Raw genomic sequence first — 12,315 nt, 5'->3', positions numbered from 1 at the left:
GACATGAACGACACTATCGAACGTCTTGCCGACGGCACCTTGGTCTTTCTGCCGGAGCGACTCAATCGTGATCCCGCCGTATTGCGTGGTTTGACCAATGATGAGATGTGGGTAGCGCTCGGTGTCGGCGCACTCGTCGGCCTGCTGCTGGGCGTTCCTCTGGCGATCGCCACCGCTTCCATTGCCGTGGCACCGACCGGCATGATCGCGGGCATGGCGCTGGTGCTATTTGCCGGTGGCACGCTACTGCGTCGGGCCAAACGGGCACGTCCCGAGACCTGGTTGTACCGCAAGCTCGAATGGGTATTGGCCAGCCGTTGGCACCTGGGTCGCGGGAGTTTGATCCTTCACTCCGGCGCCTGGACGGTCCGTCGCTCGCGTCGGCTGCGCCCTGCTCTGTCCCGGAGGCAGCGATGAGCCGTTTTCGGAACAAGGTGGATGCCCAGCAGGCCCACATCTTCAGCCTGCGTCTGGCGGTAATGATCCTCGCCCTTGTCTGTGCCGGACTCTGGTATGGCTGGCGCTCGGCGCCGACCGATCTGACGGTGCATGTACCGCCAGATCTGCGCTCGGGCAGCACGCGCAAGTGGTGGGATATCCCCTCAGAGAATGTCTATGCCTTTGCCCTGTACATCTTCGGTCAGCTCAACCGCTGGCCCTCGGATGGCGAGCAGGATTATCGCCGCGCCATCTATGGCCTGCAGTCTTACCTGACACCCGCCTGCAAGGCCTTTCTCGACGGTGATTATGAGTACCGCAAGGCCGCTGGCGAACTGCGCCAGCGGGTGCGTGGCGTCTACGAAATTCTGGGGCGAGGCTACAGCGAGGATCCGGAGCTCAGGGTCAAGCAACTCGACCGCGACAGCTGGCTGGTCAAGCTCGATCTCAATGCCGATGAGTATTACGCCGCCGAACCGGTGAAACGGGTGGTGGTGCGGTATCCATTACGCGTAGTGCGTTTTGACCTGGATCCCGAGCGTAATAAGTGGGGGCTGGCACTGGACTGTTATCAGGGCACTCCGCAAAAAATTTCCCTGCCTGGAGGTGAGCCATGAAGCGGATTTCTACCCTGGGACTCACCGTCGTACTGATGCTATGGGGAGCAGCAGCACAAGCCGTCGAACTGATGCGCTGGGAACGCCTTCCTCTCGCGGTCCCACTGGGGATCAATCAGGAGCGGGTGGTCTTTGTCGATGAGGCTGTTCGCGTCGGCGTTCCCTCAACCCTGACGGGCAAGCTGCGTGTGCAATCGACCGGCGGCACGCTGTACCTGCAAGCGTCGGAAGCCATTGCCCCGACCCGCCTGCAACTGCAATCGGTCGCGACGGGCGAAATCATCCTCCTGGATATCGCGGCCACGCCTGGCGATCACCCGCTGGAGCCCGTGCGTATTCTCAAGAATGCTCAGGGGCAAGGACAAGCTTCCGAGGCTGAATCTAACACCGTCCCTGTTCCCGAACGTACACCGATCCCGGTCGCGTTGACGCGCTATGCCGCACAGAGCCTGTACGCGCCGCTGCGCACTGTAGAATCCCTGCCCGGCATACGCCGCGTACCGCTTAAGTTGCGCACTGAACTGCCGACCCTGCTGCCGACGGAAAACGTGTCCAGCACACCCATCGCCGCCTGGCGACTCGGTGATTACTGGGTAACGGCGGTGAAGCTGCGCAACCGTGGTCCAGAGACAGTGCAACTCGATCCGCGTCGGCTGCAGGCCCAGCTGTTCGCCGCGGCCTTCCAGCATGCGTTCCTCGGGCCTGTCGGCAGTGCTGAAGACACCACGATCGCCTACCTCGTCACTCGCGGTGCCGGCCTCGAACAAGCGGTGCTACTCCCGCCTATTGCGCGAGGTGCTGACGATGAAAGCTAACGCCTTGCTCAGATGGCTGGTACCGGCTGCGCTGCTGGGCGTGGTTCTGATCATCCTGAAAACCTGGGTCACGGGTGGCAGCACCCTCTCTCCGGAGAACCCGGTTGATCAGAAAAACATTCAGATATCCGCCGAGCAAGCCAAGTCGCTCGGCATTGCGGGCGATACCCCACGCGACACGGTCGCCACCCTGGTCGGGCAGGTGAAGGCCATGCGCAGCGACATGCTCGGTTTGAAGAAACACAACGATTCGCTGCAGACCGAGAACAATCGCCTGCGCGAGCGGGAAAACAGTGTCGATTCGCGCATCCAGACCGCGCTTGGTAGCGTGACCCAGCAGGTCGACGAAGGCCGTCGACAAGCCAACGACGCCCGGCTCAAAGCAGAACAAGACAGTCGCCAGGCTCGCGGCCTACTGACGCAATTGCAGGAACAGTTATCGGGGCTGACTGGCAAAAGCAAGGACATGCCAATCGGATTGGGGCTTGAGCCCGGCGACGGCGCCCAGTTTGAAGGGCGACAATTTGCCAATGATGCACTGCAGTGGATTGAACCCTCGGATGCTCCAGTCTCCGACGCCCGAGCCAAAACCAAGACTTCCTCCGCACTGAGTCTGACTACCGCCTTCAACTCACTGGAAGGCTTGAAAGATAATGCTATTGATCGCAGCCAGAAACAGCTGCGCGCTGCCACCAAGGGTGAGCGCGACCTGACGCGATCCGTTGATCGTACCGAAGGCGCGCAGCCGATCTACACCATTCCCGAAAACGCGACATTGATGGGCTCGGTCGCCATGACCGCGCTGATCGGCCGAGTCCCAGTAGACGGCACCGTGAATGATCCCTACCCCTTCAAGGTGCTGGTCGGCCCGGAGAACCTGACCGCCAACGGCATCGACCTGCCGGACGTTGCGGGTGCCGTGATGAGCGGCACCGCATCCGGTGACTGGACCTTGTCCTGCGTACGCGGACAGGTCGAGTCGATCACTTTCGTATTCACAGACGGCACCATCCGCACGGTACCGCAGCCGAAGGCGGTCACTAACCGCAATGCCTCCACCACCCAGAGCTCAAACACCGACAAGATCCGCGGAGGACTCGGTTACCTGTCCGATCCGTATGGCATCCCGTGCATCGCCGGCGAGCGCCGCTCGAACGCCCAGCAGTACCTCGGTAGCCAGAGCCTGATCACTGCCGCCGGCGCCGGCGTCGCTGCCTTGCTCGGGGATGAGCAGAACAACAGCAGCGTGATCAGTTCGGGCGGCAGTGCCTTCGGGGTCACCAGCAGCAGTGGTAATAGCGCACTGAATTCAATCCTCAGCGGTGGCGTCAGCGACATCCGAGAGTGGGTCAACAAGCTGTATGGCGAGGCCTTTGCGGCCGTGTACGTGCCACCGGCCGCACAGGTCGCCCTGCACCTCGACCATGAGATCACCATCGACTACGAGCCCAAGGGCCGGAGCGTTCGCCATGAAAAAGACCATGCCTCTCTGCCTGACCTGGATTAGCGTGTTCTGCTGGGTTCTGGCGGGGTGTTCCACCGACAAGGACACGCTGCTGCCCCATGGCGAGCAAACCATGCTGGACATCTGGAACGGCGCCGGTTCGCAAGGCACTCAGCAGCAACTGCTGGATGCTCGACAGCAGTTACGCCGCCCGCTGGCCCAGGCAGATTTCTCCATTGCTCTCCAGGAACCGTACACGCGTACAGCGACGAACGAGATCCACAATTTGTTCCCTCGCCTGCCCAATCCCGATCTAGTGCTATACGTGTATCCGCATTTGAGTGGTACCGAGCAGGCACCGGTCCCGGGTTACTCGACTGTCTTTCCGTTCTACCAACGTGTGCAGTACGCATTGCCGGGTGAACGCCAGGAAGACTTGTAGTGCGTACCGGCGACTCGGGCAAGCGCACTCCCGCGTGGAAAGCCTGGCGCAACCCATTGCGCCCTCGTGCCACCTTGACCGATGAAGCCGCACTGCATGCGCACCACCCCAGCTTCACCGATCACCTGCCTTGGGTCGAATACCTCGACACCGAGCAGTGTTTTCTGCTGGATGACAATCGTTCGGTGGGGGCGGTATTCGAGTTGCTGCCCATCGGCACCGAAGGGCGCGAACCCGATTGGTTGATGGCCGCCCGCGATGCCCTCGAGGATGCCCTGCAGGATAGCTTTGACGAACTGGATCAAGCGCCTTGGGTGGCGCAGTTTTTCTGCCAGGACGACAACGACTTCACCCCCTACCTGACCCGGCTCACCGATTATATTCAAGACAATGCGCGAGGCACGGTCTTCACCGAAGCCTATTTGGAGCTTACTCGCCGACATCTGAAGGCCATCGCCAAGCCCGGTGGTCTGTTTGAGGATAAGGTGGTGACGCGCCTGCCGTGGCGCGGCAACAACCGACGGGTGCGCCTGGTGGTCTATCGCTGGCTTGAGTCTGACGCTGAGGAGACGGGACTCACCCCGGTGCAATCCCTGCAACAGGCTTGCGAACGTATCGCTGCTTCGTTGCAGGCGCGCGGGGTGCAATCGACGCGGGTCGATGGCCGAGGTTTGTATGCCTGGTTGTTGCCCTGGTTCAATCCAGCACCCAGGCTCACTGATGACGCACCCGAGGAGTTCTACCGCCGTGTGGCCTATCCGGAGTCGGGCGACGGCGAGTCGCTGGAACTGCCCTTCGATCACGATTTCGCCGAGCGGCTGTTTTTCAATGAGCCGCATTCAGATGTGCAGCGCGGACTCTGGTACTTCGATGGTCAACCCCATCGGGTCATGGTGGTGGACAAAGTGCGGCGCCCCCCCGTGATTGGCCAACTCACTGGTGAAACCCGCAAGGGCGACGCGGTGAATGCGCTGTTCGACCAGTTACCCGAAGGTACGGTGATGAGTCTGACCTTGGTGGTCAAACCCCAAGATGTGCTCGAGGAGCAGTTGAACCGCCTGGCCCGCAAAGCCATCGGTGAAAACCTGGCCTCGACCCAGACCCGCCAAGACGTTGAAGAGGCTCGTGCGATCATCGGCCGCCAGCACAAGCTGTACCGCGGCACGCTGGCGTTCTACGTGCGCGGTCACGATGAGCAGCAACTGCACCAGCACTCGGTCAGCCTTGCCAACGCGCTGCTGGGTGCGGGGCTGCAACCGGTACGTGAAGGCGATGAAGTCGCCGCCTGCAACAGCTACCTGCGTTGGTTACCGATGGCTTACAACCCGGCCCGCGACACGCGCAACTGGTACACGCGCCTGATGTTCGCCCAGCACCTGGCGAACCTGGTTCCCGTCTGGGGCCGCAGCACAGGTACCGGCCACCCTGGCATCACCCTATTCAATCGCGGTGGATCACCGCTAAGCTTTGATCCGTTGTCACGCCTGGACCGGGCCATGAATGGTCATCTGCTGTTGTTCGGCCCCACCGGCGCCGGCAAGTCGGCCACCCTAGTCACCCTACTGATGCAGGTCATGGCGGTGTACCGCCCTCGCCTGTTTATCGTCGAGGCCGGCAACTCATTCGGCTTGCAGGGAGACTACTTCGCGACACAGGGCCTGTCGGTCAACAAGGTCCAATTGAAACCTGGCGCCTCGGTCAGTCTCGCCCCGTTCGCCGATGCTTGGCGTCTGGTCGAGCAACCGGATCAGGTAGCCAGTCTGTCGATCGATGAGCTGGACGATGAGGTGGTAACCAGTCGCGAAGAGCAGCGCGATGTTCTCGGCGAACTGGAAATCACCGCCCGCCTGATGATCACCGGCGGCGAGGCCAAGGAAGAGGCGCGCCTGAATCGAGCCGATCGCAGCTTGATCCGCGAGTGCATTCTGGATGCGGCGCAGATGTGTGTCACCGCGGGCCGTCAGGTACTGACCCGCGACGTGCGCGACGCCTTGCTGCGCGTCGCCGCCGACCCGCACTTGCCGGAGAAGCGTCGTGAGCGTGCCCAGGAAATGGGCGAGTCCATCGACCTATTTTGCCAGGGTTTCGAGGGCGAACTGTTCGATCGCGAAGGTACGCCCTGGCCCGAAAGCGATGTGACCATTGTCGATCTGGCCACTTACGCTCGCGAAGGCTACGAAGCACAGATGTCCATCAGCTACATCAGCCTGATGAACACCGTGAACAATCTTGCCGAGCGCGACCAGTATCTGGGCCGACCGATCATCATGGTCACCGACGAGGGCCATATCATCACCAAGAACCCGCTGCTGGCGCCATTCGTGGTCAAGGGGACGAAGATGTGGCGAAAGCTCGGCGCTTGGTTCTGGCTCGCCACACAGAACCTTGCCGACTTCCCCACGGCCGCGCAGACCATGCTCAACATGATCGAATGGTGGATTTGTTTGAACATGCCGCCCGCGGAAATCGAAGAAATCGCTCGCTTCAAGAAACTCACGCCGGCACAGAAAGCCTTGTTGCTCTCCGCCAGTAAGGAGCCGGGCAAATATACCGAGGGGGTCGTGCTGTCGAAGAAGCTCGAAACGCTGTTTCGAGCCGTGCCGCCCAGCCTTTACCTCGCCCTGGCCATGACGGAGCCCGAGGAAAAGGCCGAGCGTTGGACACTGATGCAAGAGAATGGCTGCTCAGAGTTGGAAGCGGCTTATCGCGTAGCTGAACGAATCGATAGAGCGCGAGGAATAGAACCAGCATAGGGGAATATTCAGGCCTCGCGCCCTAAAGCGAGTGACCAGTTATTGCGCTACGCCCCGGAGCCGTTGCTGAATCCTCAACAAGAATCCGGCTTCAAAGGCATCCTGGCAGTCACCGACAGGGAAGGTCTTGCGGGTTTGAGCCAGCTCCCACCACAGTGGAATCTCACCCGGCGTATCAAGCCAAGCTTGGGCACATTGCACGCCACGTTCAATCATTGGGGCAAATTCGTTGCCCCAAGGTGTCAGAAGACTTGGGCAACCATCCGCCGCAGGAATTGAAATGTAGTTTTCGTCCATACCCACCCTAGATTTCTGATTTATTGTTAGACGCAGAGTCCAGCCTCGAAAATCCTAACGACACCAAATGAACGCTCAATAACAGGCATGAGCATCAAATGGCCTAGATCAGTACCAATGTAGACTATATCCCGTGGATTGAGAGTCCCTCAAGGCGCAATTTGCGCACATGACTCAAGACTACGAACAGCTTCGTCTGCAGCTGGCGGAAAACATCCGCTTGATGCGACGCGTGAAAGACCTTACCCAAGAGCAGCTTGCGCTCATGGCCGAGGTGGATCGCACCTACGTCAGTCAAATCGAACGATGCACGGGCAACCCGTCGCTGTTGGTCCTGTGCAAGCTCGCCAATATTTTCGAAATTACCGCAGATCAGTTACTTGTGGAACCCGATATCCTGCGCAGCGCCCTTCACGTCAAATAATAGTCTCGCGTTTCACAAACCCGATAGATCCGCCTTCATAATTTCCACTGACAATCTTCAATCCCTAACCGAACCTGCCCAGGCCATACACCAAGAGCCTGGATCATGCCTGTTGCCTGCTCGTCAAACCCACCCACAAAGCTAAGCCCATTGGCGCTGAGCGTCCTGCTGGCGTGCGGCCCAAGCATGGCGCTGGACACCGGCAGCATCACGTCCTCCGTGCTTTCTCCAAGCTGTCTCGAATACAGGGTCGTCGGCATTTGTTTCTGGCTCCTCTGCACGCCCTTCGGCTGCACAGTCAAAACCTCGACCAAGGTTCGTCAATTCATTCCTGAGCTGGTGGTCTCGAGCTACGCCACCACCGGCAATAACCCCTGGACCGAGATGGCCACCCTCTCCGCTCCCATCAGTGGTGCGGAAGGTGGCGGTAACCTGATCACGCCGAACACTCATCGCGACAATCTACCCCGTTTCAAGAACGTCGATGGCATCGGCCACCCCGGTGGCTGGGCTGCCACGCAACTGGCTTCGCAATCCGGCTATGCCTGCGCCAGCGGTGCAACTGCGTTCATGCCCTACTACCTGAGCACCCTGGACTCGCTGGCGTGGCGTCATGGCATCCCGGAAAGTCTTTACCCCGAGTCGCTCATGCCGGGGATCCGTGAAATCGGACGTCAGGCTTCGGGAAACATGTGGGGCAACGTTTATCCCCGGCAGGGCTTTCTGGTACAGCCCGACGATTTCAAGGCGGCCGCAGTCATGGCGCAACGGGCCGGCGATGTGATTACCCGCAACTGGCAGCCGCATGTGTACTTACCACTCACGCCCGCCAAACTCGACGGCTACTGGCCGCCGGGTCCGATCGTTGAAAACGACGCTTCGACCCACAAATGGCAATTGCTCTACCCCCAGGTGCAGCCCACGTGCGCCATCTTCCCCAGCGATCCGGTACAGAGCGCGGATGGTGGCTACGCCTGGTCGCTGTGGCGTCCCTATAGTTGCTGCAAACGTGAGGGACATACCTTCCTGTTCAGCATCGACTTTGAAGGAGGTGCGTCATGAGTCAGCTTCTCGCGCGACCCTGGTTGGGCACGATGAGTCTGTTGCTCTGTGGACTGCTCGCCATGGCCACGCATGTCCATGCCGCCGAGGACAATTACCGTCTGGGCACTCAAGGCGAAGTGCTCGACGACCGAGTGATGTACACCATCGGTGGCGGCTCGGCAGTGGGCTCACCGAGCTCGCTCTACCGACCCAGCGGTCTCGGTGTCGGCGGGTCCTGGCGAGCAAACATGATGTGCGGAAACATGAGCCTCACCAATACCCTGCAGAACCAGTTGAACGGCGTCACCGAAGGTTTCCAGCAGATCATGGGCAGCATCGTGCAGAACGCGACCCAAGCCGTGATGTCGCTGCCAGCATTGATCATCCAGCGCGCCAACCCCGGACTCTATGAGTTGCTCAGCAACGGGGTGATGCAGGGGCGTATCGACTTCGACCGCTCCAAGCTGACCTGCCAGGCCATGGCCGAAAAGATGGGGGACAAGGTCGGTCAAGCCGGCTGGGGCGCGCTGGCCAAGAACCAGGAGATGCAGGGCAACCTGGAGCAAACCGGCGGTGATGCAGTGGCCGCAGTGAAAAACACCGAGGCCCAAAACGGCAACAATGGGGTGTCCTGGGTCGGCGGCTCAAAGGCCGGAGGTAACGGGCAGACGCCCATTCGTGTGACTTCCGACGTGGTAAGCGCGGGCTATAACCTGCTGCATAACCGTACGGTGGATGACAGCAGCTCGATCAGTAGCAGCGACTGCTTAGGCGGGGCTATTTGCCAGACATGGACCTCGCCCCAGGAGGAATCCGAATGGGCCGTTCGCGTGTTGGGCGAGAGCGAAGTCGCGACCTGCGACACCTGCGAAACCCTGCGTGCGACCGCTGGCAGCGGATTGACACCGCTGATTCAGGAAGCCTACAGCGAACGCCTCAAGGCCCTGCAAAGGTTGCTGTCGGGCTCGCTGCCGCTGACCCCTGGCAACCTGGCGAAAGCCTCCAGTTCAATGCTGCCGGTGACCCGTGGTGTGATCGAAGCCCTGCGCGACGATCCCGATCAGGAACTCCTGGCGCGGCGTCTGGCCAGCGAGACAGCCCTGTCCAGCGTGCTCGACAAAGCGCTGCTGCTATTGCGCACCCTGCTGGCGGGCAGTCACGAACCGAACATTGCTTCCGCCGAGCCGGCCCAGACCGCCTTGACGAAAAACATCGACGCTCTGGAGCGCGAAATACGCCTGCTGCAGACCGAACTGCAGGTCCGGCAGATGCTCGCCACCAATACCGCCAGCCTGGTGCTCGATCGACATGCCGGCGGTGGCGAGGCTTCGCGTACCGTCGAGCAAGGCGACCCCGAGCCCGGTCGACTCAATGATGCTGACGCTAGGCGCAAGTGAGCCATGAAACGCTCAGTGCTATTCACTCTGCTTTCGGGTCTGGGGATTGCCGCAGTGATGACCCTCGCCGCCGCACTGGTCGCATGGATCGGCCGCACTGCGCTGGGTAGTTTTGAGGCCTGGCAGCAGGCATTCGAATCCGCACGGCCTTATCTGCGGTGGTGGCGCGCCCTGCTATACGCCGCCCTCTTTGCGCTCTGGTGGGATCTGCTTCGGCGCTACCGACATCGACCACAGGATCGACTGCGCGTGAAGCGCATCGGGGCATTAGGGCTCGTGCTTTTTACCTGCGTCGAGCTCACCCGACTGTGAGGTCACCACCATGCTCATGAGCACCAACAGCTACCTAGAGTTTTACCTCTCGCTGCTAGCCTGGATCATCAACAACGGCCTCTGGAGTGTACTATCCGATACCGGGCTGTTTGCCGCGCCCTTCGGCGCGATCATCCTCCAGGAATGGCTGTCGGCCCGTCAGCAAGGCGCGGATGAAGGTAACAAGGGATTGCTCTCGGTGCCGCGGATCGAGAACCGGTTATGGCTGGCCTACATCGTCGTACTGTTCGGCTGCGCGCCGGTCTTTCCGTTGAGCCTCTCGTCAATGGCGTTCGATGATGCAGCCAGCCAGCGCTGCGGCGTGAGTGTGGCCAAGCCAGCGGAAACCGCCTGGGGGACGACCTTTAATACCATCGGCGAACGCTCCGCGAACGTGCCGATCTGGTGGTTTCTGGTGCATGCTTTGAGCAAAGGCGTGACCGCGGCGGCCACCGCCTCCATCCCCTGCGAACCGGATATCCGGCAGATGCGCATGGAGATCGACAGCTCGCGCATCGACAGCCAGGTACTGCTGCAGGAAGTCGCCGACTTCACCCGCGACTGTTATGGCTATTCCCGTTCTCGGTTGTTTACCAATCGCCCGCAACTGGACAAGGCACAAAGTCACGACGCGTCCTGGATCGGCTCAAGCTATCTTCTAGACACGCCCGGCTACTACGACACGAATCGTTCACGCACACCGCGAATCAGTTGGCCGTATGACGAAAGCCGCGATGTTTCCTTGCCGCGGCTGGAGAATGGCGCGGGCTACCCCACTTGCAAGCAGTGGTGGAGCGACAGCGGTGTTGGTTTGCGCGAGCGGTTGATCCAGCAGGTTGATCCATCTCTGCTGACTCAGCTGAAAGGTTGGCTGACTGGCCGCTCGAGCAACGAGATCGAGGATGCCACCCTGCGCGAACTGGTCAGTCCGCGCCAGCAATCGATGTCCATGTCGCCCGGACAGGTGTACGAGGACTATGGTTCCAGCGCTCGTGGCGGCTCGATCAATCAGGGGCTTAATAACCTGGCCACCAATACCGGCTTGGCCCTAGGTTCCTTCAGCAACTTCCCGGCGATGAATGCGCTACGCGCCGCCCTGCCGATGGTGCAGGCTTTCCTCATCATGGGCGTCATCATCAGCTTGCCGTTGATCCTGCTGGTCAGTACCTATCAGTTGAAGACCGTCATGACCGTGACGTTCGCGCTGTTCACCTTACACATGCTGAGCTTCTGGTGGGAACTGGCGCGCTGGGTCGACTCCAGCATGCTCGACACCTTGTACAACCAAGTTTCGGCTTCCAATCAAGCGCTGTTGTCGCTACCTACGTCCGGGTTTATGGACGGGACAGTCACGGCACAGGTGATCGAGTACGTGATGGGGGCGATGTTCATCGTGCTGCCGATGCTGTTTCTAGGGGCCATGAGCTGGGCAGGATATAGCGTGGGTTCAGGCGTAGAGGGAATGCTTAGCAGGGGAACCCACGCAGCACAGACAGCGAGCTCTAACGGAACCTCTCAGTTGATGAGCGGTGCAAGAATTGTTTCGGGTAAATCGAGCTCAAAATAACCAAGAGACTACTTCAGAGAACCCCACTTATCGTACCGCTCAGGCCAAGACGTTCTATGCATTGGATCATCGAGATCGTCAATATCTGGAGTGTCTGGACCTTGAATTGGGATAGCTGCTAATACGACGATTGTGCACATCAGCGCAAACAACCAGAAGCTAACAAAAAGAAATGCTCCGAGCAGAGCTAACTGGACAATCAGAAAGCTCCCGCGAACGAGTAATTTACCCGCAGGCATACCTGCCGTCACCGCACGCTCAGCCAGGCGGGATTCAAACGCTTTCAATTTGCGATAACCACGCTTTACCGACATGCCACAGGCGTATGCCAAGCGGTGAGCACGTAAATTCTGAACAGGGTTCTGAGTCGGCATGTTCTCGCCCTCTTTTGAGCGTTTTCATGATTGAGACAGGAGTAACAGCCTACTACTGAAAACTGTCCGTGCTTGACCGTTTATCAGCTTGCCCAGTCAAAAAATCGTCACTGGAAGACAGAAGACGAACAACATGACACAGCTCCTCTTCGGAGGTTGACCGGTATAAATCGCTCCGCTAAATACAAGGTACGGATCGCTGTTATCGACAGCACCCTGCTCAGGCAGCCAGAACCTTCAAGGCTACGTCACTTCGGTGATGGTTCTTCCCCAAGTGCGATTAGCGTTCGGTAGCTCGCACGGTCACCGTTTCTACGATGATGAACGCCTACTGCTCTCCTGAGCGCCGTCCGAGCTCTGCTCGCCAGGCAAACCTTCTTGTTTTTCTTCA

At 59.8% G+C, this 12,315-nt stretch carries 13 protein-coding genes; 11 read left to right on the top strand and 2 right to left on the bottom strand.

The window, feature by feature from the left end; translation table 11 throughout:
• The first annotated feature begins 3 nt into the window (after window positions 1-3).
• Genes AC4IHP_RS05745 through AC4IHP_RS05720 form a run of 6 tightly spaced genes read left to right on the top strand, consistent with a single transcriptional unit; the run spans window position 4 to window position 6,509 of the window.
• The gene (locus AC4IHP_RS05745) at window positions 4-417 is read left to right on the top strand and encodes a TIGR03750 family conjugal transfer protein (protein WP_490831117.1); all 414 of its coding nucleotides are present in this window, start codon (window positions 4-6) and stop codon (window positions 415-417) included.
• Window positions 414-1,055 carry a PFL_4703 family integrating conjugative element protein gene (locus AC4IHP_RS05740; protein ID WP_016978885.1) on the top strand — a complete coding sequence of 214 codons (642 nt, stop codon included), beginning with the start codon at window positions 414-416 and terminating at the stop codon, window positions 1,053-1,055. The genes AC4IHP_RS05745 and AC4IHP_RS05740 overlap by 4 nt, the downstream gene beginning before the upstream one ends.
• Entirely contained in the window at window positions 1,052-1,870 is an 819-nt protein-coding gene (locus AC4IHP_RS05735) for a TIGR03749 family integrating conjugative element protein (protein WP_490831116.1), read from the top strand. The genes AC4IHP_RS05740 and AC4IHP_RS05735 overlap by 4 nt, the downstream gene beginning before the upstream one ends.
• On the top strand, window positions 1,860-3,377 hold the full coding sequence (locus AC4IHP_RS05730; protein ID WP_490831115.1) for a TIGR03752 family integrating conjugative element protein: 1,518 nt from the start codon (window positions 1,860-1,862) through the stop codon (window positions 3,375-3,377). Before AC4IHP_RS05735 ends, AC4IHP_RS05730 begins: the two co-directional genes overlap by 11 nt.
• Window positions 3,340-3,756, top strand: coding sequence for a TIGR03751 family conjugal transfer lipoprotein (locus AC4IHP_RS05725; RefSeq protein ID WP_490831114.1), 417 nt, complete (start codon window positions 3,340-3,342; stop codon window positions 3,754-3,756). The genes AC4IHP_RS05730 and AC4IHP_RS05725 overlap by 38 nt, the downstream gene beginning before the upstream one ends.
• Entirely contained in the window at window positions 3,756-6,509 is a 2,754-nt protein-coding gene (locus AC4IHP_RS05720; protein WP_490831113.1) for a conjugative transfer ATPase, read from the top strand. The genes AC4IHP_RS05725 and AC4IHP_RS05720 overlap by 1 nt, the downstream gene beginning before the upstream one ends.
• Window positions 6,510-6,548: 39 nt before the next feature.
• Here AC4IHP_RS05720 and AC4IHP_RS05715 read toward each other — a convergent pair whose 3' ends face one another.
• Window positions 6,549-6,806 carry a LasR-specific antiactivator QslA gene (locus tag AC4IHP_RS05715; protein ID WP_223505362.1) on the bottom strand — a complete coding sequence of 86 codons (258 nt, stop codon included), beginning with the start codon at window positions 6,804-6,806 and terminating at the stop codon, window positions 6,549-6,551.
• A 169-nt stretch (window positions 6,807-6,975) separates the two neighbouring features.
• On the opposite strand from AC4IHP_RS05715, the gene AC4IHP_RS05710 reads away from it, so the two are divergent.
• The 5 genes from AC4IHP_RS05710 to AC4IHP_RS05690 all read left to right on the top strand — a co-directional run bounded on the left by AC4IHP_RS05710 (window position 6,976) and on the right by AC4IHP_RS05690 (window position 11,550).
• Window positions 6,976-7,230 (top strand): helix-turn-helix domain-containing protein, encoded by a 255-nt coding sequence (locus tag AC4IHP_RS05710; RefSeq protein WP_490831112.1) that lies wholly within the window; start codon window positions 6,976-6,978, stop codon window positions 7,228-7,230.
• Between the two features lie 105 nt (window positions 7,231-7,335).
• Window positions 7,336-8,292, top strand: coding sequence for a TIGR03756 family integrating conjugative element protein (locus AC4IHP_RS05705; RefSeq protein ID WP_490831111.1), 957 nt, complete (start codon window positions 7,336-7,338; stop codon window positions 8,290-8,292).
• Entirely contained in the window at window positions 8,289-9,671 is a 1,383-nt protein-coding gene (locus AC4IHP_RS05700; protein ID WP_490831110.1) for an integrating conjugative element protein, read from the top strand. Before AC4IHP_RS05705 ends, AC4IHP_RS05700 begins: the two co-directional genes overlap by 4 nt.
• Before the next feature lie 3 nt (window positions 9,672-9,674).
• Window positions 9,675-9,983: a hypothetical protein gene (locus AC4IHP_RS05695; protein ID WP_490831109.1), complete on the top strand. Its 309-nt coding sequence runs from the start codon at window positions 9,675-9,677 to the stop codon at window positions 9,981-9,983.
• A gap of 10 nt (window positions 9,984-9,993) precedes the next feature.
• Window positions 9,994-11,550: a conjugal transfer protein TraG N-terminal domain-containing protein gene (locus tag AC4IHP_RS05690; RefSeq protein WP_490831108.1), complete on the top strand. Its 1,557-nt coding sequence runs from the start codon at window positions 9,994-9,996 to the stop codon at window positions 11,548-11,550.
• Between the two features lie 8 nt (window positions 11,551-11,558).
• On the opposite strand, the gene AC4IHP_RS05685 is transcribed toward AC4IHP_RS05690, so the two are convergent.
• Window positions 11,559-11,924: a DUF3742 family protein gene (locus AC4IHP_RS05685; protein WP_490831107.1), complete on the bottom strand. Its 366-nt coding sequence runs from the start codon at window positions 11,922-11,924 to the stop codon at window positions 11,559-11,561.
• Window positions 11,925-12,315 lie beyond the last annotated feature (391 nt).

It is taken from the genome of Pseudomonas sp. UF-293 (genome assembly GCF_058245595.1).
The sequence above is the reverse complement of the archived record's forward strand: the minus strand, read 5'-3'. Positions and strand labels throughout refer to the sequence as shown.